The sequence below is a fragment of the Kribbella sp. NPDC004875 genome (assembly GCF_042873375.1).
Classification (GTDB): Bacteria; Actinomycetota; Actinomycetes; order Propionibacteriales; family Kribbellaceae; genus Kribbella.
The window spans coordinates 1858103-1883209 of the sequence record NZ_JBIALI010000001.1 but is presented as its reverse complement, the minus strand read 5'-3'; the positions used below and the strand labels follow the sequence as shown (position 1 = coordinate 1883209).

At 69.5% G+C, this 25107-nt stretch carries 30 protein-coding genes; 12 read left to right on the top strand and 18 right to left on the bottom strand.

The genetic code is table 11. From position 1 onward, the window contains the following. Positions 1-24: 24 nt before the first annotated feature. Complete coding sequence (locus ACFYRH_RS09145) at positions 25-891, top strand: alpha/beta fold hydrolase (RefSeq protein ID WP_387770540.1); 867 nt, start codon at positions 25-27, stop codon at positions 889-891. Here the strand turns inward: ACFYRH_RS09145 and ACFYRH_RS09140 are convergent. Then, positions 881-2089, bottom strand: a complete 1209-nt coding sequence (locus ACFYRH_RS09140; RefSeq protein ID WP_387770537.1) for an amidohydrolase family protein — start codon at positions 2087-2089, stop codon at positions 881-883. The two genes, ACFYRH_RS09145 and ACFYRH_RS09140, sit on opposite strands and share 11 nt — an antisense overlap. A gap of 82 nt (positions 2090-2171) precedes the next feature. On the opposite strand from ACFYRH_RS09140, the gene ACFYRH_RS09135 reads away from it, so the two are divergent. Next, positions 2172-2669, top strand: coding sequence for a MarR family winged helix-turn-helix transcriptional regulator (locus ACFYRH_RS09135; RefSeq protein ID WP_387770534.1), 498 nt, complete (start codon positions 2172-2174; stop codon positions 2667-2669). Positions 2670-2744: 75 nt separating this feature from the next. Here ACFYRH_RS09135 and ACFYRH_RS09130 read toward each other — a convergent pair whose 3' ends face one another. The 3 genes from ACFYRH_RS09130 to ACFYRH_RS09120 form a co-directional block, all read right to left on the bottom strand. Further along, positions 2745-2960, bottom strand: a complete 216-nt coding sequence (locus ACFYRH_RS09130) for a helix-turn-helix domain-containing protein (protein ID WP_387770531.1) — start codon at positions 2958-2960, stop codon at positions 2745-2747. Positions 2961-3078: 118 nt separating this feature from the next. Next, positions 3079-4254, bottom strand: a complete 1176-nt coding sequence (locus ACFYRH_RS09125) for an acetoin utilization protein AcuC (protein WP_387770528.1) — start codon at positions 4252-4254, stop codon at positions 3079-3081. Positions 4255-4280: 26 nt separating this feature from the next. Next, entirely contained in the window at positions 4281-4592 is a 312-nt protein-coding gene (locus ACFYRH_RS09120) for a hypothetical protein (protein WP_387770525.1), read from the bottom strand. A gap of 85 nt (positions 4593-4677) precedes the next feature. On the opposite strand from ACFYRH_RS09120, the gene ACFYRH_RS09115 reads away from it, so the two are divergent. The 4 genes from ACFYRH_RS09115 (at position 4678) to ACFYRH_RS09100 (ending at position 8048) form a co-directional block, all read left to right on the top strand. Then, positions 4678-5262 carry a TetR family transcriptional regulator gene (locus tag ACFYRH_RS09115; RefSeq protein WP_387770522.1) on the top strand — a complete coding sequence of 195 codons (585 nt, stop codon included), beginning with the start codon at positions 4678-4680 and terminating at the stop codon, positions 5260-5262. A gap of 161 nt (positions 5263-5423) precedes the next feature. Then, positions 5424-6176: a hypothetical protein gene (locus tag ACFYRH_RS09110; RefSeq protein ID WP_387770519.1), complete on the top strand. Its 753-nt coding sequence runs from the start codon at positions 5424-5426 to the stop codon at positions 6174-6176. Positions 6177-6330: 154 nt separating this feature from the next. After that, entirely contained in the window at positions 6331-7299 is a 969-nt protein-coding gene (trpS, locus tag ACFYRH_RS09105) for a tryptophan--tRNA ligase (RefSeq protein WP_387770516.1), read from the top strand. Beyond that, positions 7296-8048 carry an endonuclease/exonuclease/phosphatase family protein gene (locus tag ACFYRH_RS09100; RefSeq protein ID WP_387770512.1) on the top strand — a complete coding sequence of 251 codons (753 nt, stop codon included), beginning with the start codon at positions 7296-7298 and terminating at the stop codon, positions 8046-8048. Before trpS ends, ACFYRH_RS09100 begins: the two co-directional genes overlap by 4 nt. On the opposite strand, the gene ACFYRH_RS09095 is transcribed toward ACFYRH_RS09100, so the two are convergent. The 5 genes from ACFYRH_RS09095 to proC form a co-directional block, all read right to left on the bottom strand. Then, a complete protein-coding gene (locus tag ACFYRH_RS09095) occupies positions 8045-8407 on the bottom strand; it encodes a YciI family protein (RefSeq protein ID WP_387770509.1) in 363 nt (120 codons plus the stop codon). The two genes, ACFYRH_RS09100 and ACFYRH_RS09095, sit on opposite strands and share 4 nt — an antisense overlap. Before the next feature lie 84 nt (positions 8408-8491). Continuing rightward, on the bottom strand, positions 8492-9394 hold the full coding sequence (locus ACFYRH_RS09090; RefSeq protein ID WP_387770507.1) for a TIGR03560 family F420-dependent LLM class oxidoreductase: 903 nt from the start codon (positions 9392-9394) through the stop codon (positions 8492-8494). Between the two features lie 4 nt (positions 9395-9398). Further along, entirely contained in the window at positions 9399-9680 is a 282-nt protein-coding gene (locus tag ACFYRH_RS09085) for a winged helix-turn-helix transcriptional regulator (protein WP_387770504.1), read from the bottom strand. Continuing rightward, on the bottom strand, positions 9646-10242 hold the full coding sequence (locus tag ACFYRH_RS09080; protein ID WP_387770501.1) for a hypothetical protein: 597 nt from the start codon (positions 10240-10242) through the stop codon (positions 9646-9648). The genes ACFYRH_RS09085 and ACFYRH_RS09080 overlap by 35 nt, the downstream gene beginning before the upstream one ends. 70 nt (positions 10243-10312) lie before the next feature. Then, on the bottom strand, positions 10313-11116 hold the full coding sequence (proC, locus tag ACFYRH_RS09075; protein ID WP_387770498.1) for a pyrroline-5-carboxylate reductase: 804 nt from the start codon (positions 11114-11116) through the stop codon (positions 10313-10315). A gap of 102 nt (positions 11117-11218) precedes the next feature. Between proC and ACFYRH_RS09070 the strand changes: the two genes are divergently transcribed. Further along, on the top strand, positions 11219-11734 hold the full coding sequence (locus tag ACFYRH_RS09070; protein ID WP_387770495.1) for a hypothetical protein: 516 nt from the start codon (positions 11219-11221) through the stop codon (positions 11732-11734). On the opposite strand, the gene ACFYRH_RS09065 is transcribed toward ACFYRH_RS09070, so the two are convergent. Further along, positions 11735-12664 carry a proline dehydrogenase family protein gene (locus ACFYRH_RS09065; protein WP_387770492.1) on the bottom strand — a complete coding sequence of 310 codons (930 nt, stop codon included), beginning with the start codon at positions 12662-12664 and terminating at the stop codon, positions 11735-11737. Positions 12665-12826: 162 nt separating this feature from the next. Between ACFYRH_RS09065 and ACFYRH_RS09060 the strand changes: the two genes are divergently transcribed. The 3 genes from ACFYRH_RS09060 to ACFYRH_RS09050 all read left to right on the top strand — a co-directional run bounded on the left by ACFYRH_RS09060 (position 12827) and on the right by ACFYRH_RS09050 (position 15949). Next, positions 12827-13861 (top strand): DUF695 domain-containing protein, encoded by a 1035-nt coding sequence (locus tag ACFYRH_RS09060; RefSeq protein WP_387770489.1) that lies wholly within the window; start codon positions 12827-12829, stop codon positions 13859-13861. Between the two features lie 532 nt (positions 13862-14393). Beyond that, complete coding sequence (locus tag ACFYRH_RS09055; RefSeq protein WP_387770486.1) at positions 14394-14900, top strand: SigE family RNA polymerase sigma factor; 507 nt, start codon at positions 14394-14396, stop codon at positions 14898-14900. Positions 14901-14911: 11 nt separating this feature from the next. Then, positions 14912-15949 carry a hypothetical protein gene (locus ACFYRH_RS09050; protein ID WP_387770483.1) on the top strand — a complete coding sequence of 346 codons (1038 nt, stop codon included), beginning with the start codon at positions 14912-14914 and terminating at the stop codon, positions 15947-15949. A 13-nt stretch (positions 15950-15962) separates the two neighbouring features. On the opposite strand, the gene ACFYRH_RS09045 is transcribed toward ACFYRH_RS09050, so the two are convergent. Genes ACFYRH_RS09045 through ACFYRH_RS09020 form a run of 6 tightly spaced genes read right to left on the bottom strand, consistent with a single transcriptional unit; the run spans position 15963 to position 20418 of the window. Further along, positions 15963-16700 carry an ABC transporter permease gene (locus tag ACFYRH_RS09045; protein WP_387770480.1) on the bottom strand — a complete coding sequence of 246 codons (738 nt, stop codon included), beginning with the start codon at positions 16698-16700 and terminating at the stop codon, positions 15963-15965. Next, positions 16697-17419, bottom strand: a complete 723-nt coding sequence (locus ACFYRH_RS09040; RefSeq protein WP_387770477.1) for an ABC transporter ATP-binding protein — start codon at positions 17417-17419, stop codon at positions 16697-16699. The genes ACFYRH_RS09045 and ACFYRH_RS09040 overlap by 4 nt, the downstream gene beginning before the upstream one ends. A gap of 42 nt (positions 17420-17461) precedes the next feature. Next, on the bottom strand, positions 17462-18031 hold the full coding sequence (locus ACFYRH_RS09035) for an HD domain-containing protein (protein WP_387770474.1): 570 nt from the start codon (positions 18029-18031) through the stop codon (positions 17462-17464). Then, the gene (locus ACFYRH_RS09030; protein WP_387770471.1) at positions 18031-18630 is read right to left on the bottom strand and encodes a TetR family transcriptional regulator; all 600 of its coding nucleotides are present in this window, start codon (positions 18628-18630) and stop codon (positions 18031-18033) included. The genes ACFYRH_RS09035 and ACFYRH_RS09030 overlap by 1 nt, the downstream gene beginning before the upstream one ends. Then, positions 18627-19481 carry a sugar phosphate isomerase/epimerase family protein gene (locus ACFYRH_RS09025; protein ID WP_387770468.1) on the bottom strand — a complete coding sequence of 285 codons (855 nt, stop codon included), beginning with the start codon at positions 19479-19481 and terminating at the stop codon, positions 18627-18629. The genes ACFYRH_RS09030 and ACFYRH_RS09025 overlap by 4 nt, the downstream gene beginning before the upstream one ends. 4 nt (positions 19482-19485) lie before the next feature. Then, a complete protein-coding gene (locus tag ACFYRH_RS09020; RefSeq protein WP_387770465.1) occupies positions 19486-20418 on the bottom strand; it encodes a Ppx/GppA family phosphatase in 933 nt (310 codons plus the stop codon). Between the two features lie 87 nt (positions 20419-20505). On the opposite strand from ACFYRH_RS09020, the gene ACFYRH_RS09015 reads away from it, so the two are divergent. Both ACFYRH_RS09015 and ACFYRH_RS09010 read left to right on the top strand, forming a co-directional pair. Then, positions 20506-21246, top strand: coding sequence for a hypothetical protein (locus tag ACFYRH_RS09015; protein WP_387770462.1), 741 nt, complete (start codon positions 20506-20508; stop codon positions 21244-21246). Positions 21247-21301: 55 nt separating this feature from the next. After that, on the top strand, positions 21302-21934 hold the full coding sequence (locus ACFYRH_RS09010; protein WP_387771753.1) for a VOC family protein: 633 nt from the start codon (positions 21302-21304) through the stop codon (positions 21932-21934). Here ACFYRH_RS09010 and ACFYRH_RS09005 read toward each other — a convergent pair. Continuing rightward, a complete protein-coding gene (locus ACFYRH_RS09005) occupies positions 21931-23319 on the bottom strand; it encodes a wax ester/triacylglycerol synthase family O-acyltransferase (RefSeq protein ID WP_387770459.1) in 1389 nt (462 codons plus the stop codon). The genes ACFYRH_RS09010 and ACFYRH_RS09005 overlap by 4 nt on opposite strands. 224 nt (positions 23320-23543) lie before the next feature. Further along, a complete protein-coding gene (locus tag ACFYRH_RS09000; protein WP_387770456.1) occupies positions 23544-24977 on the bottom strand; it encodes a beta-N-acetylhexosaminidase in 1434 nt (477 codons plus the stop codon). Between the last annotated feature and the right edge of the window lie 130 nt (positions 24978-25107).

Sequence of the window (25107 nt, the reverse complement as noted above, 5' to 3'; positions counted from 1 at the left end):
GAATGCTCATCGCCCCGCACCAGGATGATCTCCGTGAAGATCAACGGATTCGATTACCACCAGGTGCGAGCGAACGGGGTGACGTCGAACGTCGCCGTCGGCGGCTCCGGCACGCCGGTCGTCCTGCTGCACGGCTTCCCGCAGACGCACCTGATGTGGCGCCACGTCGCCACGGACCTGGCCGCCGACCACACCGTCATCTGCCCGGACCTGCGTGGGTACGGCGACAGCGACAAGCCGGTCGACGACTACTCGAAGCGGACCATGGCGGCCGACGCCGTCGCGGTCGCGCGCGAGCTCGGGCACTCCACATTCGCACTGGCCGGTCACGATCGGGGCGCACTGGTCGCGTTCCGGGCCGGTCTCGACCATCCGGACGTGATCACCCACCTGATGTGCCTCGACGTACTGCCGACACTCGACATGTGGGAGGTGATGCACGGGACCAGCGCGGCCGTCGGATTCCATCTCTATCTGATGGCGCAGCCGGCCGGGTTGCCGGAGCGGATGATCGCGGCGAGCTCGGACGAGTTCTTCGGCTACTTCCTCGACCTGTGGGCCAACGATCCGGAGGCGATCCCGGCCGACGTACGGGCGGTCTACCTCGACGCCTGCCGGCGCGCCGTACCGTCGATCGTCGCGGACTACCGCGCGTCGGCGGGCGTCGACGTCACGCACGACCAGGAGGATCTTGCCCGGGGCAACCAGCTGCGGATGCCGTTGACGGTGATCCAGCAGGACTGGGGCGCCGCTCTCGGGTTCGACGCCGCCGCCCGCTGGAAGGCGTGGGCCACCGACCTCCAGCACCAGACCACCACCGCCGGCCACTTCATGGCCGAGGAAGCCCCCACCGAGATCACCACTGCGATCCGGGCCCTCCTCAAGCGGTGAGGTACGTCGTCGACTCGGCCAGCGCCGCGAGGGCGGCGGGCAGCGACGTGCTGACCAGCCGACCGTCCCGCTTGACCGGCGTACCTCCGACCAGGACCGTCTCGACGTTGCCCGGGTGCGCCGCGGTCACCACGGTCGCGACCGGATCGTGCATACCCCCGGCCAGGTTGACGTCCGTGCCACGCAACAGGACGACGTCAGCCTGGTTGCCGACCGCCAGCGACCCGACATCGGCCAGCCCGAGCGCCTTGGCGCCGCCGACCGTCGCCAACTGCAACACATCGGCGGCGGAGAACGTCGTGTAGCCGAGCGAAAGCACCTCATGCATCGCCCGGAACATGTCGCCAGCGGCCGTCGTCACGACATCGATCCCGAGGCTGAAGTGGACCCCGGCCGCTCGGAGCCGGCCGGCGAGCGGCTCCCCCATTTCCATCCGGGCCTCGACCGTCGGCGTGATCGAGACCGCCGCCCCGGTCTCGGCGATCACCTTCAGCTCGGAGTCCGGAAGGTTGTTCCCGTGCACGTACAGCGTGTTCCGCCGCGCCAGCCCGGCATCCCGCAAGCGGGTGACCGGATCCGGCGTGTCCGAGCTGCTGCTGATGTGTACGACCACCGGGACGTCGAGCGCATCCGCCAGCTCCCAGTCCGCCTGCACCGTCTCGAACGGCGCGAACGACGGCCCGATCGCAGCCACCGCCAGCCCGAGACGCTCCGACCGCCGGTCCATGATCCGCCGCATCTGCCGCGCGTCCACGGCGCCACCGCTCAGCGGTGAAGGACCGTACCCGAAAACGGCCCGGATTCCGCTGCGCCGCAAGGCATCCAGAGCCGCGTCGGCATGGTCGGGCGTGCGCTGGACGTGGGAGTAGTCCTGCACCGTCGTGATCCCGGCGTCCAGACATTCCAACGCGCCGACGAGGTTGCCCGCGGCCACGTCTTCCGCGCGGAATCGCGCTCCGTAGGTTCCGAGGACGCGCTCGAAGTACCCACCGAGATTCGCGTCGACCGCGATGCCGCGGAGCGCGGTCTGCCAGAGATGCCGATGCGTGTCGACGAAACCGGGGACCACGATCCGGTCTCGCGCGTCGATCACCTCGGCGTCGACTCGCAGTCCGTTCCCGATCGCCGCGATCCGCCCGGCGTCGATCAGTACGTCGGTGTTCCGGCGTACGACGACCTCCGGGGCCGTATCGATCACGGTCCCTCCCTGGAGAAGCAGCATCCGATCAATCTCCCTCACTAGAAAGCTTTTATGAAAGCTATCATCAAAGGATTCTAGGATGTCAACCGTGAAAGACGACGCGGTGGACCGGCTGATCGCTGCCTGGTGGCAAGAGCTGCCCGAGGTGCTCTATCCGAGCAGCGAGCTGACGAAGCGGGTCATGGTGCTGGCCGGCGAGCTGAACGAGGCGACGCGGCGGGTGCTACGCGATCTCGGACTGACCACGGCGGAGTTCGACGTGATCGTCGCGTTGCGGCGCGGCGGAGCGCCGTACCGGCAGAAGCCGTCGGATCTGAGCCGGAGCCTGCTGCTGTCGTCGGGCGGAACCAGCAACGTGACCAACGGGCTGGTACGGCGAGGGCTCGTGGTCCGCGAGCCGGATCCGGACGACGGGCGCGGTACGCAGATCCGGTTGACGCCGGAGGGGATCAGCCTGGCTGAGCAGGCAGTGAAGGCGAGCTCGGCCGCTCACCACGAGCTGTGGGCCGGGCTGCCGGACGAGACCGTCGAGCAGGCGGCCAAAGCCCTCCGGGCCCTCAGCCGCCCGCGGACCTGACACCGGGCAGCGCGGGGCCAGGACATGACGAAGGGGCCGGGTCCCTGACGGGTCCGGCCCCTTCGCCTCTCGTTGTTATCCGGCCTGAAAGTAAGCGCCCTTGAGGTAGTCGTGCACGGCTTCCTCCGAGACCCGGAACGAACGACCCACCCGCACCGCGGGCAGCTCACCGGAGTGCACCAGTCGGTACACCGTCATCTTGGACACGCGCATGGCCGTGGCGACTTCCGCCACGGTCAGGAACTTCACCTCGGCGAGCGGCTGCTCACCACCGGACTTCTTTGATGCCATTGCGCACCGCACTTCCAGCACGGATCGTGCGCCGGCTTCCCCTCCGGCACCTCCGTCCGCGCATGCAACGAGCGTAGTGGCTGTTGGTACGAATGGGAAAGAGGGGGACTTCTGTGACTCAGTAACTTGGATCGATACCCAAAAGAGGGAAGCTGGCGTCGCGTGTCGCCTTGATCGCGCGGTCGAGCCAGGTGCCGGGGTTGTAGCCGGAGGACCAGTCGACGTACGCCGCGTCCCGGCCGTCGGTCATCCGCATCGGCGCGACCCGGCCGAAGCGCATCTGGACCTCCTCGCGCCACGCGTCCGGCACCGGCGTCAGCGGGTCGATCGGGTTCCCCGCGACGATCGCCAGCAGATGGGTCCAGGCTCGCGGTACGACGTCGACGATCGCGTACCCGCCACCGCCGGTCGCGATCCACTTCCCCTCGGTCAACTGATGCGCGAGATCGTGCAACGCGAGGTACGCCGCCCGCTGCCCGTCGATCGTCTTGGTCAGATGGGCCAGCGGATCCTCGACGTGCGAGTCGCACCCGTGCTGCGTGACCAGCACCTGCGGCCGAAAGGCCTTCACCACGTCCGGAACGACCGCATGGAACGCGCGCAGCCACCCCGCGTCGCCGGTCCCGGGCGGCAGCGCGACGTTGACCGCCGTACCCTCGGCGTTCGGCCCACCGGTCTCGCCGGCGCCACCAGTGCCGGGAAAGAGCGTGGTCGGCGACTCGTGCAGGCTCACCGTCAGGACGCGCGGGTCGTCGTAGAACACGGTCTGTACGCCGTCCCCGTGGTGCACGTCGACGTCGACGTACGCGACCCGCTCGGCGCCGTGGTCGAGCAGCCACCGGATCGCGATCGCCGGATCGTTGTAGACGCAGAAACCGCTGGCCTGGTTGGGCATCGCGTGGTGCAGCCCGCCGGAGACGTTCGCGGCATGGAGTACGTCGCCCTCCCAGACCGCACGTGCCGCCTCGACGCTGGCGCCGACGATGCGCGCCGTGATCTCGTGCATCCGCGGGAAGCAGTATGTGTCCGTGGTCCCGAGACCGTGGATCGGGTCGGCGTCGTCCGGCCGTTCGCCGGCGCGCTTGACGGCGGCGACGTACTCGGGAGTGTGCACGGTCTCGAGCAACGCGTCGTCGGCGACCCGCGCCGGGACCACCTTGAGCTCGTCGAGCACCCCGAGCGCCCGGGCCAGCTTGATCGTCAACTCCACCCGGATCGGACTCATCGGGTGTCCGCGGCCGAAGTCGTACGCGGTCAGTCCGTCGTCGAAGACCAGCAACGCCTCACCACTCATGCCCCGACCATAGTCGTAGGGAGCCGTCAGACCTGCGGAACAGCCTTCCCCAACCTGGCGCTCAGCCAGTAGGCCCCGCGGCGCGCATGGAAGATCGTCATCGCGACGACCCCCACGGCGCCGGCGATCAGTGCCGGCCACGGATGGTCGCCGAGGCGGGCGACGGCGAGCAGCACTCCCGCGATCAGGAACGCCGCCAGACCACCGAGCGCGTTGTTGACGGCGGAGTTGCCGGTCACGTTCGGGAACTCGCGCCCGGTGATCCCCAGGACGAAGTGCGGGATGCCGTTGGTGCCCATCAGTCCGGCCAGGAAGGTCAGCAGGATCGCCTGGATCATCGGAGCTCCTCATTTCGGTCTACATGTGTTGACTGAAACCGTAACCCCGGCGGAACCTTGAGTCAACATGCGTAGACTGAATGCCGTGACGACACGGCTGGAGCAGCGGCAACGGACCGAGGCGCGGATCCTGACCGCCGCGCGGCGACTGTTCGGCGAGCACGGGTTCGACCGGACCACGATCCGCGCGATCGCGGCCGCGGCCGGCAGCGACCCCGGACTGGTGATGCGGTACTTCGGCTCCAAGGAGAAGCTGTTCGCGCAGGCAGCCGCGGTCCCGGCGGACGGACCGATCGAAGGCTCGCCGGACCAGATCGCCCGCCAGCTCACCGCTGCCCTGACCGAGAAGCTGACCGACGAGCCGGCCGCCGCACTGGCCGCCCTGCGCGCGATGTTCAGCCACCCGGAAGCAGCCGAGGAGGTCCGTACGGCGATGACCGCGCAGCAGCGTCAGATCGCGGCGCAACTGCCCGGCGAGGACGCGGTGGTGCGCTCCGGCGTGATCGGCGCGCTGACCCTGGGGCTGGTGATCTCGCGCCATCTGGTCAAGCTGGACGGGCTCGACGCCACGCCCGAGGAGCTGATGGCCGTCGCCGGGCCGGTGATCGAGGACCTGGTGACCCAGTGGAAGGGCGGCGCGACACCCCTCCATGGTCGCGCCGGCCCGTGACTGGTCCAACAGTCGATTAATCGGCAGCGGACTGCAAAGCGTTACAAGATTTGCGGAATTATGCGGAGAAAACCGCCGAATACGCGGGCCGCCGACTGCAGACAGTGAGATCAGGGCAATCCGGACTTGCGCGTCCGGCGCCGGGCCTTACAGTTCTCCCGGTGAGGCTCTTCAAACCGAACCGACGGCAGCTCGTCACAGCCGGAGCGGCAGCCGCCGCCGGCCTGGCCGTCTCCCAGACCGCGTCCGCGGCCCCGGCGTTCGCCGCGACGACGGCCACGTCCACCGGGCCGTACGGCTCCGGCGTCCTCGGCTCCTGGGCGAACAGCACCCGCGCGATCTCGACCACCACACAGATCCACCGGGTGGTCGCGACCAACGGTGTCTACATGTTCGGTGACAGCATCTCCGTCCAGGACGGGAAGTCGCTGGCGACCCGGCTGCTCGGCCGGGACGGCAGCCAGATGGCCGTCAACAACTGGTCCAGCCGGCCCACCTCCGGCGCCGTCGACGCGCTCCAGCAGTGGGCGTCGGCGTACGGGCTGCCGCGGCGGATCCTGATGGCGAGCGGGTCGAACGACATCTTCGACCCGCCGAAGTTCGCGGCCCAGGTCGACCGCGCGATGAGCATCGCCGGCAACAACCGGACGGTCTACTGGGTGAACCTCCAGGTCGTGCGCAAGGCCGTACCGGCGACCGTGCAACTCGCCGACCAGCGCAACAGCTCGTGGCTCAACATGCAGCTGTACGACGCCCAGGAACGGCACCCGAACCTCAAGGTGATCCGCTGGGCCGAATGGCTCTGGGTCAAGCCGTACCGTCTGGCCAACTACCTGCGGGACGGCGTCCACCCGTCGGTGCCGCTGGGGCAGGACGCCCGCAACGAGCTCATCGTCCAGTCGCTGACCCGGTGATACGCTGAATCCGTGAACACGAACCTGCAGCAGTGGTGGGCCGCCTAGGGCGGTCCCCCTCGCGTGTTCGCACGCAGCCACTGAGGCCGCCTCGCCGAGGCGGCCTTTTTCTTTGCCTCGGTGGGGCTCCGTACACCACCGAAAGGCACTGATCATGACCTCGCTGTCCGGCATCACCCCGTCCGGTCGCCTGACCCTCGGCAACCATCTCGGCGCCCTGCGCCGGTTCACCGACCCCGACGGGTTCTACTTCGTCGCGAACCTGCACGCGATGACGACCAAGCACGATCCCCGAAGACTCGCCGCACTGACCCGCGAGTTCGCGACGCTGATGCTCGCGGCCGGCGTTCCCGAGGGCACGGTCTTCGTCCAGTCCGACGTCCCCACGCACGCGCAGCTCGCGTACCTGCTCGAGTGCACGTCGTACGTCGGTGAGCTGTCGCGGATGATCCAGTACAAGGAGAAGGGCAACGGCCGGCCGATGACGCGGGCCTCGCTGTTCACGTACCCGTGCCTGATGGCCGCGGACATCCTGCTGTACGGCGCGGAACAGGTCCCCGTCGGCGGTGACCAGGACCAGCACGTCGAGCTGGCGCGGGACATCGCGATCCGGTTCAACCGCGAGTACGGCGAGACGTTCGTCGTACCGCGGCTCGCGAAGGCGGCGCTGGCCACCCGGGTCAAGGACCTGGCGAACCCGCTCGCGAAGATGAGCAAGTCCGACGCCGACGACGCGGTCGGCACGATCCGGCTGCTGGACCCGCCGGACGTGATCCGCCGGCAGATCATGCGGGCCGTCACCGACTCCGGGACCGAGGTCCGGCACGACGAGGCGAACAAGCCCGGCGTCACCAACCTGCTGGAGATCCTCGCCGCGTGCACCGACGGCGACCCGGTACAGCTCGCGCCCGCGTACTCGTCGTACGGCGCCCTGAAGCAGGACGTCGCGGACGCGGTGCTGGCCGTCATCGAGCCGCTGCAGAAGGAGTACGCACGGTTGGCGACCGACCCCGGGGCGATCGACAAGCTGCTCGCCCAGGGACGCGACCGGGCGCTCGACGCGAGCGCACCGCGACTCCAGGCGGCGGCCCGGGCGATGGGTTTGGCAGGATCAGCACCATGAAGATTCGCGCCGCCACGTTCAACATCCGCAACTCGTCCGCACCCGACGGCGACAACGCCTGGCCGGTCCGGAAGAAGGCGGCGGTGGCGGCGATCGAGCACCTGGACGCGGACGTGGTCGGGCTGCAGGAAGTGCTGCCCGACCAGCTCGAGTACCTGCGCTGGCGGTTCCCGAAGCACGAGATCGTCGGCGCCGGCCGGGAGGACGGCATGAGCGCCGGCGAGCACGCCGCCGTCATGGTCCGGCCGGGCGAGTGGCGGATCGACCGTTTCGAGACCCGCTGGCTGTCCGACGACCCGGGCACGCCGGGGTCGATCGGCTGGGACGCGGACCTGACCCGGGTCGCGACCCTGGTCTGGCTACGGCACCGCGACGGTACGACGGTCGGCGTCGTGAACACGCACTACGACCACGCCGGCGAGGTCGCGCAGCTGCAGTCCTCGCGGCTGATCGCGCGCTGGACCGGCGGATCGCTGCCGTGGATCGTGATGGGCGACCTGAACGCGACACCCGGCTCCCCACCGCTCAAGACCCTCGTCGACGCGGGCCTGCGGATCGCCGTACCGAGCGAGGCCGGCGGCAGCTGGCACGATTTCACCGGCGCCGTCGACGACGACCGCATCGACCACATCCTCGTCACCTCGACGTGGACCGTGACCGACGCGGCCGTCTCACACTTCCGTCCTGACGGGCGAGTCCCGAGCGACCACTGGCCCGTGGTCGCGACACTGTCGTTGAATCAGGCCTAGCTCTTGGCCTCGGGCCGCGGCTTGAAGCGGCGGACCTCATGGGGCCAGCCGCAGGCCTCCGCGACCTTGCCCGCCCACATCTTCGCGGTCTCGTCGTCGGGCACGTCCACGATGGCGAACCCGCCCAGGAACTCCTTGGTCTCGATGTACGGCCCGTCGGTGATCATCGGCGTACCGCCGGTGGGATCGGCGCTGTAGACCGGGCCGTCCTCCTCCTCCAGCCCGCCGGCGAACACGTAGACGCCGGCAGCCTTCATCTCTTCCGTCACCGCCCGTGCGAGCGGTCCGCGCCCACGGAACCACTCCTCCGTGTGGTCGCCCACCCACTGCTGGTTGAAGTACAGGAGGTACTCGGTCATGCCTGCTCCTTCTCCTCTGGCGGACCCGATGATCCGCCCTCGCCTACCCCACGAACGGCGGCAGGCGGATCCGACAGTAGCCGGTCAGATCTTTGCGAGAACCTCTTCGCGGAGGCGTTCGAGCGCCTCGAAGCGCCGCTGACCGGTGCCGAGGAAGGCGTCCGGTACGAGCAGTTCGTCGATCCCGGCCGCCGGGTACCGCGCGATCACGTCGAGCACCTCTTGCGCCGACCCCATGATCACGTGCCCGCCGCGCGCCTCCAGCCGCTCCTTGCGGGCGATCGCCTCGGTGTCCCCCGGTGCGACGACCTCGATCATCGCCTGCGCGGACCGGCGTACCGTCTCCGGGTCGCGGCCGATCTTCTCGCAGTGCCCGGCGAACACGGCACCCTTCTGGGCGGCGAGGTCCGGCCGGCCCCAGTGGTTCCACTCGTCGGCGTACCGCGCGACGATGCCGAGGGCAACCTTCTCGCCGGCGGCGCCGATCAGGATCGGGAGCTTGGCCGGCTTGGGCTCACAGGGCGCGCCGGTGAGCTGGTAGTACTTGCCGTCGAAGGTGGTCCGGTCCTGGGTGAGCAGGCCGGTGATCACCTGGCAGGCTTCCTCGAACCGCGCCAGGCGCTCCCGCACCGGCGGGAGCTCGATGCCGTACACCTCGTGCTCGTTGACCTGCCAGCCGGCGCCGATCCCGAGCACGAACCGTCCGTTCGCCATCTGGTCGATCGTCGCGGCCTGGTTCGCGACCACGGCCGGATGCCGGTAGGTGTTGCCGAGCACCATCGACCCGACCCGGACGCGCTCGGTGCGCGCGACGATGCCGGCGATCAGCGCGAGGCATTCGTTGACGGGAACGGACAGGTCGTCCCCGTTCTGCATGAAGTGATCAGCGATCCAGACACCGTGCCATCCGGTGCGTTCGGCGTACTCCGCTCCTTCGAGCACGTCCGTCCAGCTCCTGGATGCCGCGGGCCACAAAGAGAAGTCCATACGGTCATCCTCCCTCCTGCGCCGCGAGCACCGCGTCCCCGTCCTCCTCCGCCCACTCCGTGCGCAACCGGATCGGCCCCATCAGGGCGCGGCCGCGGGCGGTCAACTCGTACTCGACGCGGGACGGGACGCCGCCGTGGTCGGTGCGGGCGACCAGACCGTTGGTCTGCAAGCGGCGGAGGGTTTGGGTGAGCGCCTTCTTCGAGATGCCGCCGATCAGCCCAGTGCGGCCCAGTGAGGGCTCGGTGGGCTCAGATGACGATGTGCCAGCGGAGCAGGAAGGCACCGATCGACAGGACGACGTACAGCAGCACGAACAGGGTGCCGATGCCGGGGCGCGGGCGGTGCCGCTGGACCGGGGCGGACAGGGACCGCTCGCGCAGTACCTCCATCACCGCGGCGACCTCGGCGGCGCGGCCGCGCGGGATGCCGTTGATCTCGTGCTCGTCCGGGCCGCGGGTGAGCACGACGTTGTCGTCGCCGATCTCCAGCTTGCCGACGTCCTGCCAGGCGAGGCTGCGGACCAGCATGCTGGTGCGCGCCTTCAGGCCGCTCGGGAACAGGTCGACCCGGTACAGCACGACGCCGCCGGCGACACGCACGACCGACGCGCCGATGATCGTCAGCAGACCGACCGCGAGCATGTCGCGGGCGCCCATCCACAGCCACGAGTTCAACGCGGGCACGGCGACGAACGGCAGCACGAACAGCGTCCACGCCCACCACGGCGCGGGATCCAGCGGCACCCGCCACGGCAGCTGCGGCACCTCGTGCTGGGGCGGCTCCTGCTGCGGCATCTCCTGCTGCTGCGCAGGCGCGGTGTCCGGCCCGACCGAACCTTTACCCATCGGCGGAATCATCCCTCGAAGATGGCGGGAAACCTGGGGCTTTACCTTAACGCCAGCTGTGAGAGAGGTGTTACTCGGCGGCCAGGTCTCGTGACCGGTTGCGAGCGGCTTCGATCGCGGAGAGGAAGGCGGCGCGGACCTTGTGGTCCTCGAGTTCGCGGACGGCGGCGGCCGTCGTACCGCCGGGGGACGTGACGCGCTCCCGCAGTACCGTCGGGTGTTCGCCGGTCTCGCGCAGCAGCTTCGCCGAACCGACGACGGTCTGGACGACGAGATCGCTCGCCGTAGCGCGCGGCAGGCCCATGTGCACGCCGGCCTCGATCATCGCCTCCACGACGAAGAACAGGTACGCCGGTCCGGAGCCGGAGATCGCGGTCACCGCGTCCTGCTGCTTCTCCGGCACGCGGATGACCCGACCGGTGGCTGCCAGCAGACTCTCGGCGAGCTCGAGGTGGCTCTCGTCGCAGTGCGCGCCACGCGAGATCGCGGCCATCCCCTCGTCCACCAGGGCAGGCGTGTTCGGCATCACCCGGACGACGGCGACGCCCTCGGGCAGCCGCGACTCGACGAAGCCGGTGGTGATCCCGGCGGCCAGCGAGACCACGGTCTGGGTCGGCTGCACGGCCGGCGCGATCTCCGCCAGCAGGTCCGGCATGTCCTGCGGTTTCACCACCAGGACGAGGGTGTCCGCCCGCTTCGCCGCGTCCAGGTTGGACACCACGTCGACGCCGTACCGCTCGCGCAGCTCGACGGCCCGCTCCTCCCGGCGCTCCGTGATCAGGAGGTCCTCCGGTCGCCACCCGGCCCGAATCAGCCCGGACAACAACGTCTCCCCCATCACTCCGGCCCCGAGGACGGCCACCTTTGCACTCATGCCCACAGACTACTGACGAACTGCTCAGATCCTGGTCCCGCTGCCCACCAACCGGGACATAGGCTCTCCTCCCCGCCCCTTCGGACCGAGAAGGATCCGCCCATGCGCCTTCGCCAAGCCCTCGCTCTCGCCGTCGGTCTGCTCCCGCTCGCCGCCGGACTGACCGAAGCCACCGCTGCCCAGCCGCCCGCGACCAGCGGCATCGTCGCCGCGGACGAGTCGGACGCCGATACCGACACCGACGACGTCGCCGCCGACGCGACCGAGACCAGTCCGCTGAAGGCGACGAAGGCCTCCGGTGCACCGGACTACGACACCTGCCGGTTCGCCGGGTACTCGATCGGATCGACCTGCTTCAAGTGGGTCGGCGACAACCAATGGGTCTTCGACGGGTTGACCAACGGCTGGGCCGCGGTGACACAGGTGCAGACGAACTACGGCAAGAACCGGTACTGCCAGGCGCTCCCGTCGGCCGAGGGCTGGGGTTACTGCAACTACGACCACGTGGAAGGCAAGTGCGTCCGGTTCCGGATGTACGAACTGAAGGACGGCGTGACCCGGAGCTGGGGAGCCTGGAGCAAGTGGTACGGCACCGACTACGGCTGGCCGTGCGAGTGACTACTTCTTGCTGATCAGCGAGCGCGCGAAGAACTGCAGGTTGGCGGGACGCTCGGCGAGGCGGCGTACGAGATAGCCGTACCAGTCCTCGCCGTACGGGATGTAGACGCGCATCGTGTGACCGAGGCCGGACAGCCGGAGCTGCTCCTCGGGGCGGATGCCGTACAGCATCTGGTACTCGTAGCTGCCCGGCTGCCGGTTCGCGCGGTCCGCGAGCGCGCCCGCGATCGAGATCAGCCGCGGGTCGTGCGACGCGATCATCGGGTAGCCGGCGCCGTTCATCAGGATCTTCATCGCCCGGACGTACGCCTTGTCGACCTGGCGCTTGTCCTGGAACGCGACCGACTCCGGCTCCTTGTACGCGCCTTTGCAGAGCCGCACCCGGGAACCGGCGTGCGCGAGGTCGCGGCAGTCGGCCTCGGTACGGCGAAGGTACGCCTGCAGCACCGCACCGGTCTCCGGGAAGTCCTGGCGCAGCTCGCGCAGGATCCCGAGCGTCGAGTCGGTGGTGGTGTGGTCCTCCATGTCGAGGGTCACCGTCGTACCGGCGTTGCGGGCCGCCAGGCAGATGGTCCGCGCGTTCTCCAGCGCGATCTTCTCGCCGTCACCCGGGAGCGCCTGCCCGACGGCCGAGAGCTTCACGGAGACCTCGGCGTTCTTCGTCAGGCCGGCCGCGGCGAGCTTCTTCAGCAGGTCGAGGTACGCGTCGGCGGTCGCGGTCGCCGCGGCCAGGTCGGTGACGTCCTCACCGAGGTGGTCGAGCGTCACGTTCAGCCCGTTGCTGACCAGCTTCTCGGTGGCCAGAACGGCCTCCGGAGCGGTCTCACCGGCCACGAACCGCGCCACGATGCCGCTGGACACCGGCAGCGACGACACGGCCTTCTTGATCTGGGGGCTGCGGGACATGCCCAGCAGGACTCGCCGAAGCACTACGTGTTCCTCCTCATCAACCCACCCATTTGCCAGTGGTGTCAGCAGGTTACGCGCCTGAACCAGGCGCTCCTAATCCTGTGGCCGGGACCACACCAGCCCGGTCACTGGTTCGCTCACGGGGTGCGATGGTCGCACCCCTGGTTGTTAGAGGATGCGGTCATGCCCATCTTCAAGCGTCGCAAGCGGATCGTGGTGGACGCCGACCCGATCGGCGCGTTCTGGTCCTGGTGGTCCACCACCGGCGCCGCGACGCTCGCGGACGCCGTCGCCCAGCGGCAGCCCGCCGACGCCAATGTGGAGCTGAACGAGCGGATCGCCCGGATCCACCCGGACCTGGAGTGGGAACTCGGCCCCGGTCTGCACGCCGAACACGTGCTGATCGTCACCGCCGCCGGCAACCCCGCACAACGCGCCGTCGCCCGCCGCTGGCTACGCGCCGCCCCACCCTCGGACCAGATCTGGGAGTACGCCGACCTGCGCCGCCCGGGTCCCGCGGTGACGATCCAGTTCGACGGGCTGCCGCCGGTCGCGATCGACGAGTCCGTCGTGTCCATCGAACCCGACTCGGCCTCGGTTCACGTCGGCATACACCACCCGGTCTTCGAGTCGCTGTCGGTGGACACGCGGCGGCGGGTGACGTTCCTGATCCTCGACCTGGTGCTGGGCGAGGAGATGGTGGAGACGTGGGTCGGAGCCATCGACCCGCTGGCGGCGGTGCCCGCGGACGCCGTACCCATTGGTGAGCTGCTGCCGGTGGTGGCGGGGTTCGCGGCCGAGCACACGCTCGAGGACGGCAGCCCCGCGTGGAAGATGCTCGAGGGCACGCGCGACGGTCAACGGGTGATCGCGACCGCGGAGTACCCGCTGCGCTCGATCCGGCGCCCGCACCTCGACACCCACGTCGCGGTGTCCATCCGCTACCCGATGGTGCGCGAGGACGGCCTCCCCGAATCCGAGATGCTCGACGAACTCCGCGCCTTCGAGGACCACCTCACGGACCGCCTCGGCGGCTCCGGCAACCTCCTCGCCCACGAGACCTCGGCCGGCACCCGCATCCTGCACTACTACACCGACGGCACCACCCCCGCCGACGCCCAACTCCAAGCCGCCACCACCGGCTGGCCCCACGGCAAAGTAACCCTCACCGTCGAACCAGACCCCGCCTGGCACAACGTCGCCCACCTCGCGGGGTAGCGGTTTGTAGCCCACACGGCTCCGAGCTCATCTGAGGGGCCGCCCCCGCACCCGGTGGGTTGCCCCCTCGAAATCCCAGGGGGCAACCCACCACTCGCGGGGGCGCCCCCTCAAACGTGCTGGGGGCGGCAGTGGTGGGAAACGACTTGGGGATCGCGTTGCTCGGGCGGGCCGGGGATCGGCTCCCGTTCTGACCCGCGTGCTCGACGCCTTCGGCCGTCGGATCTGAACCGCCGGCCTCGCTCACCACAGCAGACGCAACCCTCCATCTCAGGGGGCAACCCCTCAGCTGGCCGGTTGCCCCCTCTGAATCCCAGGGGGCAACCGGCCACTTGCGGGGGTACCCCCTCAAACGTGCTGGAGCGGAGTACGGCGCGTAGCTCGGACGCAGGAGCCGGGCGTAGGACCGCGCGGGCTGGACCACCGTGCGCCGAGGGGCCGGGCGGGCTGGAGCGGGGGTGGACCTGGGGTGGGTGCAACCTGGGGTGCTGGGCTTTTCGTCTTGAGGGGGAGATGGAGAGTGGAGGGGCCGATGGCGGAGCGGGACCGGGAGTTCGTCGAGTTCGTCGAGGAGGCCGGGGAGGCTTTGCGGCGGACGGCGTTTCTGGTGGTGGGCGACCGGCATCGGGCTGACGACGTCGTCCAGGACGCGCTGTACAAGCTGTACCTGGCGTGGCCGAAGGTACGCCGGGTCGGGAACCCGTTCGCCTACGCGCGGCGGATCGTCGTGAACGCGGCGTACGACGGGCGGCGGCGGCCGTGGCGGCGGGAGGTGGCGATCGCCGACGTACCGGATCAGGTCGATCTCGACGACTTCGCCAACGGTCACGCCGAGCGGGACGAAGTACTGGAGGCGCTCCGGTCGCTCGGTCCGCGGCAGCGGGCCTGCGTGGTGCTGCGGTACTACGAGGACCTGTCCGTCGAGCAGACCGCGGAGATCCTCGGCTGCTCGGAAGGCACCGTGAAGAGTCAGGCGGCGCGGGGTCTCGACACTCTCCGACGAGCCATCGACCGACGGCGTGCGAGCCAGGTGCTGTGAAGGAGAACGAGATGGAAGACGTACGTGAGGTCAGCGCCGAGCTCCGCCGGCTGGCCGACTCCGGGACGGAGGAGCACTTCGACACCGCCCAGCTCCTCGAACGCGGCCGCCGTGGCCGGCGCCGCCGCAAGCTCTTCGGCGCGGGTGGAGCGGTTGCCGGTGTCGCCGCGATCGCGATCACCGCGAGCCTGCTGCCGAACCTGACGTCCGCGAACGAGCAGGTGGGCGTCGCCGGCAACCCGGCGGCGAACCCGGACTTCGGCCCGGTGCCGGGTGTCCCCCGCGGTGAGGCGTCCGCCGACCAGCGGATCTCGAAGGACGAGGCGGCACGCCGCTGCGCCCTGAAGTACCCGAACGAGAAACGGGCGCTGCAGGGAGGCAGCACGATGCGGTCGGGTCACCTGGTGATGTACGAGATCAAGAACGGCGAGAAGTTCGCCCAGTGCATCGTGCCCGGTGGCGACAAGCCGTCGGCGGCGCTGGTCGCGGCCGCGGCGAAGGATCCGCTGCCGAAGAGCATGCCGGACAAGCTGCGGAACTGCTCGGTGGCGGCCTGGATCGACCTCACCGGCTGGCAGGTGGTGGCCTCCGACGAGTCGAAGGCCATCGCGCAGGCGGTCGTGGTCGCGATCTCCCCGTCCGGGCACAAGGTCGTCTCGTGCCTGCTGTTCGCGCCGAGGAGCGACCGGGGCACGCTCCAGCCGACCACGACGTTCGCGACGCTGACCAACCTCGGCGGAGACGACCCGGTGCTCGACCCCGCCGACAAGTCGGCTCGGGCAGACATGTACACCGGCGGCGGTGGTGGCGGCGGCTGCACGGGCGGGATCTGTACGACGTGGTCGTCGACCGGCTGGGGCCGTGTGGAGTCCAAGGCAGGCCACACGGTCCGGCTGCGGATCGGGAAGGGACCGGTCTATCAGGTCCCGGTCGGACAGGGCGGCTGGTTCGCCTACACCTGGTACACCCAGTCGAAGTACAAGCTGAAGGAGTTCCCGAAGGTCGCGGCGTACGACAAGAACGGAAAGGTCGTCAAGGTCTTCGAGTGACCGCGGGCGACCCTCAGGCGGTACGCCGCTTGAGGGTCGCCGCGCCCAGCCCGAGCGCCGCGACGATGAACCCGGCGACGACCAGCGCGTCGCCGCCCGTGCCGCTCGTGAAACCGTTGCCCTTGGCAACCCCGGTGACGGCGTCGACCGCGTAGGACAACGGCAGTACGTCGCTGATCGCGTGCAGCACCGTGGGAAGCCGGTCGCGCGGAACGAGCAGACCGCAGAGCAGGAGTTGCGGGATCATCACCGCCGGCATCATCTGCACGGCCTGGAACTCGGTCGACGCGAAGGCGCTCGCGAACAGGCCGAGCGTCGAGCCGAGGACGCCGTCGAGAACCGCGACCACGCCCAGCTGCCAGGCGGCGCCGCGGATGTCCAGGTCGAGGGCGTACAGCGAGATCGACACCACGACCAGCGCCTGGACGATCGCGATCACCGCGAAGGCCAGCGCGTAGCCGAGCAGGAAGTCGAGCTTCGCCATCGGCATCGTGAACAGCCGGGACAGCGTGCCGCTGGACCGCTCGCGCAGCGTCGCGACCGAGGTGACGATGAACATGATGATCGCCGGGAACACTGCCAGCAGCGGCCCGCCGATGCGGTCGAACGTCGCCGGTGAGTCGTGGAACATCCACCACATCAGGCTGATCAGTGCGGCCGGCAGGATGATGAGCATCGCGACCGTCCGGTGGTCCCGCCGCAACTGGTTGAGCACCCGGGCCGCAACAGCCAACGTCACGCGTGGTGTCATCGCGCACCAGCCTTCCGTTCGATCAGAGTGAGGAACGCCTGCTCGATGTCGGTCGTCCCGGCCGACGCGAGCAGCGCGTCCGGTGTGTCGTCGGCCAGCAACTCGCCGTCCCGCATCAACAGCAGACGGTCGCATCGCGAGGCCTCGTCCATCACGTGACTCGAGACGAGCAGCGTCGCGCCGGCGTCGGCGAGCTGGTGGAACAGGTTCCAGAGGTCGCGGCGCAGCACCGGATCGAGACCAACCGTTGGCTCATCCAACACCAACAGCTCGGGGTCGCCGAGCAGCGCGGCCGCCAGCGAAGCGCGGGAACGCTGCCCGCCGGACAGATGGTCGACGCGCGCGTCGGCGTGACTCGCCAGATCGACAGCTTCGATCACCCGCCCCACATCGGAGGCCGCGACGCCGAGCACCGAGGCGAAGAAGCGCAGGTTCTCGATCACGGTCAGGTCGCCGTACACGCTGGGCTCCTGGGTCACGTACCCGATCCGCCCGCGCAGCGCCGGCGCGCCGGCCGGCGACCCGAGGACCGAGATGTCGCCGGTCACCCGGGCCTGCAACCCGGCGATCGCACGGATCAAGGTGGTCTTGCCGCAGCCGGACGGACCGAGCAGGCCGGTCACCGTCCCGGCGTGGAGATCGAAGTCGACGCCGTGCAGGACCTCCCGGTCGCCGCGCACCACGACGACGGCACGGCAGCTCACCGCATTTTTCATCATATGATGAATTTAGCGCGGACCTCGTCCCCTGGCAACAGCCCGTCAGATCACGGCGTACCCGGTCGCGGCACTCAGATCGCCGAGCGCGGGATCGCCGTACCGCGCCCGCAAGGCACCGAACCGCCGTACCTTGTCCGCGCCGAACCGGGCGACCTCTGTCGCGTAAGTGTCCCCGGAGAGGAAGACCGGCGGAGTGCGCTTGCTGTGGAACTTGTCGGCGTACATGACCAGCTCCTCCTCCGGCGTCCGCGGTACGTAGTCGCCGACCGGGATCGGCAGCGACTGCCGTACGACGTCGTCGCGCGTGATCCCGACGCCCGTGTGACAGGACGCGAACCGGCAGAGCTCGACGGGGAACCCGAGCGACGCCAGCAACTCGTGCCCGAGCACACCGTGCCGGACGTACGCCGTCGACTCCAGCCGGTAGACGCCGATGTCGTGCAGCAACGCACCCACGCGGACCAGGTCGGTGTCGATGTCCAGACCGGCGAAGAACTGCTCGGCCACCGAGCACACCAACCGACAGTGCTCGTAGACGAGTTCGAACGCGGACCGGCTCGGCGCATGGTCCTTGTGCAGGACGCGGATCTCGCCGTCGGTCGGGATCTGCATCAGCCGGTCAGGTGCTGTTGGAGGACAGGCGCCAACCGGTCGATCAGCGTCTCGACGTCGAGCGACGCGACCGGCTCGAGCTCGACCAGGTACCGGACGACCGCGGCCCCGACCAACTGGGTAGCGACCAGACCGACCCGCAACTGCGCATCGGGTCCGTCGAGCATCTGGGAGACCGGCTGGATGATCATCTGGGTGATGCCCTCACGCATCATCCGGGCCACCTCCTCGCTGCTCACCACGCTGCGGAACAGCGCCTTCATCCGCTGCTGCCCGTCCGGCGTCTCCCAGACCCCGAGGAACGCGGTCGCGATCCGCCGGCCGATCTCCTCGCGTGGCCCGCCGACGATCTGTGCGGCGATCTGCCGCGGGTCGACCGGGATCGCCATCGCCTCGATGAACAGCTCGTCCTTGCCGCCGAAGTAGTGGTGCACCAGCGCCGCGTCGACGCCGGCCTGGCGCGCGACCGCCCGCAGCGAGGTGGCCGCGAATCCCTTGTCCGCAAAGGATTCCCGGGCGGCCGTGAGGATCTCTCCCCGGGTGTCCGGTCCGCCGGGGCGACGTCCCGGCGTACGGCGGGACGCCCGGGGGGCTGTCACGGAGTCAGCTCCGAGATCTCGCCCTCCGGGGTGACCGCGAACGGTGTCCGGCGGGAGCTGGTCTTGACGAAGTGTTTGCGGGTGAACTCCAGCGACTCGACCAGGTCGACCTCGCGCTCGGACCGGCTGGCCGCCCGGCGGGTGTTGATCTCGATGATGATGTGGCCGCGGAAGTTCTGGTTCGCCAGGCCGGTCAGCAGGTCGGCGGCGCGCTGCGTACCGCGGCCCGGGACCAGGTGCTCGTCCTTCGCCGAGCCGGTGCCGTCGGTCAGGTGCACATGGGTGAGGCTCTTGCCCATCGTCGCGGCCAGCTCGACACAGTCCTGCTCGGCGGTGGAGGCGTGCGACAGGTCGAGCGTGGTGTGCGCGTAGGTCTGCTCGGTCGGGTCCCAGCTCGGCGCGTACGCCTGCAGGTCCCGGCCGGGGGCGCGCCACGGGTACATGTTCTCGACCGCCAGCGTCACACCGGTCTCTTCCTCCAGCCGGGCGATCCCCTCGACGAACCCGCGCGCATAGTCGCGCTGCCAGCGGAACGGCGGGTGGACGACGACCACGTCGGCGCCGAGCTCCTTCGCGGCTTCGGCGCTACGTTCGAGCTTGCTCCACGGGTCCGTCCCCCAGACCCGCTGCATGATCAGCAGGGTGGGCGCGTGGATCGCGAGCACCGGCAGCTGGTGGTAGTCGATCAGCCGCTGGATCGCGTCGATCTGGGTACTCAGCGGATCGATCCCGATCATCACCTCGACACCGTCGTACCCGAGCCGGGCAGCGAGCTCGAAGCCGCTGGCGGTGGACTCGGGATAGACGGAGGCTGTGGACAGGCCGATCTTCGCGGTCGTGCGGGGATTCATTCGGTCACCGGGGTTGTAGCTGGTCGAGCCGGGACAGGATGACACCTTCGCGCAGCGCCCACGGGCAGACCTCGAGCGCCGGCAGGTTGAACAGGTCGAGTACGGCGTCCGCGACGATCGCGCCCGCGAGCAGCTGGGACGCCCGCCCGGCCGACACCCCGGGCAGCTCGGCCCGCTCGGCGGCCGACATCTTGGTCAGCTTCGGCATCCACTCGTCCAGGTCTTCGCGATCCAGCGCACGGGGTACGTACGGGCCCTGGTCGGACGGGGCCGCACCGGTGATCCGGGCCAGCGAGCGGAACGTCTTGCTGGTCGCGACAGCGCGCTGCGGCCGGCCCGCGCGCAGTACGCCACCCGCGACGGCCGCCATCTCCATCCGGACCCGCTTGCGCAGCGCCCGTACCTCGTCCTTGTCCGGCGGATCCGCGGTCAGGCCCTCCCGGGTCAACCGACCGGCCCCGAGCGGCACCGAGACCGCGACCGTCGGCTCCTCGTCGGACCCGGCCGCGATCTCCAGCGAGCCGCCTCCTATGTCGAAGACCGCCAGCCGGCCGGAGGACCAGCCGAACCACCGGCGGACCGCGAGGAACGTCAGCCGGGCCTCGTCCTCGCCGCTCAGCACCTGCAGATCGATCTCGGTCTCGGTCCGGACCCGGTCCAGCACCTTGTCGCCGTTCGGCGCCTCGCGCAGCGCGGAGGTCGCGAACGCCAGCACCGACTGGCAGCCCTTGTCCTCGGCCAGCACGGTCGCTTCCTTGATGAAGGCCACCAGCCCGTCGGAGCCGGACTGCTGGATCTTGCCGTCCTTGTCGAGGTGCTCGGCGAGCCGCAGCTCGGTCTTGTGCGAGTACGCCGGGTAGGGCGCGGCACCGCGATGCGCGTCCACCACGAGCAGGTGGACGGTGTTGGATCCCACGTCGAGTACGCCGAGCCGCATACCCTCACGCTACTGGACGGCAGGAGTAGCGGCGCGCTCCGGAGTCTTCGTTCACGGATGTACGGCTCGGGCGCGTACGCTTTCCAGGTGCCTGAGGTTTCTCTCGATTTTCCCCGCGCCTGGGTCGAGTTCATCGATCCGGAAGACCCCGACCAGGTCTTCCGCTGCGACCTGACCTGGCTGACCTCCAACTGGAGCTGCATCTTCGGCGGCGGCTGCCAGGGGATCTACAAGGGCCGTCCGAACGACGGCTGCTGCACGCTCGGCGCGCACTTCTCCGACGCCGACGACGAGAAGCGGGTGAAGAAGTACGCCAAGGAGCTCGGCAAGGAGGACTGGCAGTTCCGCAAGGAAGGCCGGGCCAACGGCTGGGTGGAGACCGACGACGAGGGCGAGCGCAAGACCCGGGTCTGGGAAGGTGCCTGCATCTTCCTGAACCGCCCGGGGTTCAGCGGCGGCGCCGGCTGCGCGCTGCACGGCCTGGCCCTCAAGCGCGGCGTGCACTTCGTCGAGACCAAGCCGGACGTGTGCTGGCAGCTCCCGATCCGCCGGACGTTCCGCGAGGTCGAGCGGCCGGACGGGACGTCGTACACCGAGGTCGGGATCGGTGAGTACGACCGGCGTGGCTGGGGCCCGGGTGGGCACGACCTGGACTGGTACTGCACCGGGAACACCGAGGCGCACATCGCCGTCGAGCCGGTCTTCGAGTCCAGCAAGGTGGAACTGCAGACCCTGATGGGCCTGAAGGCGTACGACGTGCTCGCGGACCTGTGCCGTCAGCACCTCGCGGCGCCTCGTCCGCTGCTGCCGCACCCGGCGTCGAAGTAGCCGCGACACACCCCTTGTGTGCCGGCTGCCGGCGCGGGGGGCAAGAATGACTGACATGCGTCTGGATCATCTGTCGTACGCCGCCGGGCCGGACGGTTACCGGGCCACGGTCGAGCGGTTGTCCGCGCTGCTCGGTGCGGAGTTCGTGGACGGTGGGGTGCACCCGCGGTTCGGCACCGTGAACCACATCCTGCCGCTGGACAACGACCGGTACATCGAGGTCGTCGACGTCCTGGACCACCCGGCCTCGGACAAGGCCCCGTTCGGCCAGGCCGTCCGCGCCCGGAAGGAGCTCGGCGGCGGCTGGCTCGGCTGGGTGGTGGCCATCGGCGACATGCCCGCGATGGAGAAGCGCCTCGGCCGGCAGTCGGTCCCGGGCAACCGGCACCGGCCGGACGGCGTGAATCTGACCTGGCGGCAGATCGGCGTGAAGGGTCTGATCGCGGATCCGCAGCTGCCGTTCTTCGTGCACTGGGACGACCTCGCCGAGCACCCGTCGATCGGCGGCAAGGACGTCAAGCTGACCGCACTGGAGATCGCCGGCGACCCGGTCCGGGTCACCGACTGGATCGGCCACCCCGCCGATCACCTTCTCGACGACCTCGACGTCGCCTGGGTCGGCCCGAACGGCCAGCCCGGCCTGGTCGCCGCGGTGTTCTCCACGCCGAACGGGATTGTTCGGCTCTAGTGGATGTTCTCGAGGTCGGTGAGTGACGCCTCGAGGTGGCCGAGCATGCGTTGCAGGTGCGGGACGGTCCGGCGGCAGCCGATCAGCCCGAAGTGCAGCTGCTGGTCGTAGCTGGTCACGCTGATGTTCAGCGCCTGCCCGTTGAGCACGATGCTCGCCGGGTACATCCCGAGCAGCCGCGACCGGTTCCAGTACAGCGGACTCTCGGCCGGACCCGGCACGTTCGAGATCACCACGTTGTACGGCGGTGTCGTCCGGCCCGCCACTCCGGGCAGCACCGCGGCCGGTCCCGCCACGCCGAAACCGAGCGCACCGACGATCAGGTTCTGCAGCGGGCTGAGCCCGGACAGCACGCTCTTGGCCTGTGCGGTCGACGCCATGATGCGGCGGATCCGGCGCTCGGGATCGGCCTGGTCGGTGGCGAGGTCGGCGATCAGGGTGGACAGTGAGTTGCCGCCGCCCGGCGCGTCGTCGCGCCCGCGCAACGACACCGGAACCATCGCCGTCAACGCCTTGCCCGGAAGGGCATCCAGCTCGATCAGATAGTTGCGCAGGGCCCCTGAGCACATCGCCAGCAGGACGTCGTTCAGCGTCGCGCCGGTGATCGCGCGAACCTTCTCGAGCCGCTCGATCGGCCAGGACTGCGCCGCGAACCGCCGGGCCCCGGTGACCCCCTGATTGAAAATCGTCTTCGGGGCCTGGAACGGGAGGGTCGAATGCAGCAGGCTCTGCAGACCGGCGAGCGGCAGCCCGGCGAGATCCGCGAGGGTCTGGATCGCGCCGCCGGGGATCCGCGTCATCGACGGCAGCCACCCGGCGCCCGGACGCGGCTCGGTGGCCTTCGGTGGTAACGCGTAGGTGGCCGGCATTCCGGTGCGGTCCGGGTCGGTGGTGAGCGTGTCCTGCATCCAGCGGAGCGCGGTCACGCCGTCGATCATCGAGTGGTGGATCTTGCTGTAGATCGCGAACCGGCGGCCCTCGACACCCTCGATCAGGTGCATCTCCCAGAGCGGGCGGTGCCGGTCCAGGAGGGTGCCGTGCAGCCGGCTGGTGAGCTCGAACAGTTCGCGGTACCGGCCGGGGCGCGGCAGTGCGGACAGCCGGACGTGGTACTCGAGGTCGATGTCGTCGTCCTGTTCCCAGGACCAGTACCCGAGGTCGACCGGCCGGTTGCGGACCCGGCGCGCGAACAGCGGGTTCACCTCGGGCCCCGCGACCAGGTCCTCGAACAGCCGGGACACGAAGTCCCGCGAGCGATCCGGGAACACGTGATCCCGCCCGGCCCCTTCGGGAAGCTCGAACAACATCAGCCCACCGACATGCATCGGCTGCTCCCGGCTCTCCCCGCCGAGAAACATCGCATCCAGCGGCCCTACGGCGGTCATCCGCGCCTCCGCTCCCGAACGGTCCCACAGACTCGGCCCATCGTCGCCCCCGCGGCCCCCCTCGTCCACCCCGCTCGGCGACAGCCGCACCAACCCCCGGGCGGCCCGATCGACCTTGTGCACCGAATCCGCATCCGCACGCACCCACGGCGCGGACTCGGTGCACAAGGTCGGGCTGTCCCCAGGCGTGCGGGGGCGTTGGTGGGGGCGGTGGGGGCGGTGGTTTAGTCGAGGGGGCGGTAGGTGACGCCGAGGTTCTCGATGCGGGTGAGGTGGGGGCGGAGGCGGGTGACGAACTCGTCGTACGAGATCTTCGGGGAGCCCCAGGCGCGTTCGGCGAAGGCGGACAGGCGCGGGAGCAGCATGTAGCCGACCTGCTCGGGGCCTTCCATGTACTCGGTCCAGATCTGGCACTGCGTTCCGATGATGAGTGCCTGCTCCTCGTCGGTCAGCGCCGCGGGGATCACCTCGAAGTCGTAGACCTTCTCCAGCGGGATGTCGCCGCCGATCGCCAGTGGCTCGGTCTTCGGGTCGCCCTGGTAGTAGTCGAAGTACACCGACTCGCACGGCGCCATCACGACCTGGTGACCGGCCTTCGCCGCGACCTCGCCACGCTCGGCGCTCCGCCAGGCCATGATGACCGCGTCCTTCGGGCAGTCGGTCTCGACCATCTCGTCCCAGCCGACCAGCCGGCGGCCTTCCTCGGCGAGCACCTCCGCGACCTGCGCGGTGAACCAGCCCTGCAGCTGTCCCGGCTCGTCCAGTCCGAGCTCGGCCTGCCGCTTCTGCGCCACCTCCGACTCGGCCCACTGCACCGACGGGCACTCGTCGCCGCCGAGGTGGATGTACTCGCTCGGGAAGATCTCCAGCACCTCACGCAGCACGGTCTTCACGAACTCGACCGTCGCGTCGTTCACGTTCAGCACGTCGTCGCTGATGCCCCAGTACTGCCGGACGGTCAGCTGCTGATCCGGGTGGTTCCCCAGCTCCGGGTACGCCGCGATCGCGGCCTGCATGTGGCCGGGCAGATCGATCTCCGGTACGACGGTGATCCCGCGCTCAGCGGCGTACGCGACGATCTCGCGCAGGTCGGCCTTGGTGTAGAACCCGCCGTGCCGTGTGCCGTCGTACGTGAACTCGGTCTGGCCGTGCGACATCTTGCCGACCATGGTCTCGGCCCGCCACGCACCGATCTCGGTGAGCTTCGGGTAGGCCTCGATCTCGACCCGCCAGCCCTGGTCGTCGGTGAGGTGGAAGTGCAGCACGTTCAGCCGGTGCAGCGCGAGCACGTCGATGATCTTGAGGACGAAGTCCTTCGGCATGAAGTGGCGCGCGACGTCCAGCATCATCCCGCGCCAGGCGAACCGCGGCGCGTCCGCGATCCGCGCCAGCGGTACGGCGACCTCCCCGCCCCCCTCGTCACCAGCCGGCTCGGCGGCCTCGACCAGCTGCGCGTACGTCGACTCCGCATGCCGCAGCGCATCCTCGGAACCGGCCGTCAGCCGGGCACCGTCGGCGGTGATGTCGATGCGGTACTCGGTCGCGTCGAGGTTCTCGACCACGTCCCGGACGGCCTCCCCGACCGGGTCGGCGGTGATCCACCGCCCCTCGGCGACGGTGAGTTCTCGCGGGGCAGGGACGATCGCGATGTCGGACATCCGGACTCCAGGGAAGCGCGGGTCGAATTATGTCAGGACGATCCTATATCCGCCCGGAACTGCGCAGAACCCATGATGCCGAGCACAAACAATCGATCTACCTTCGCTGTCAGGTTCATGAGAGGGTTTG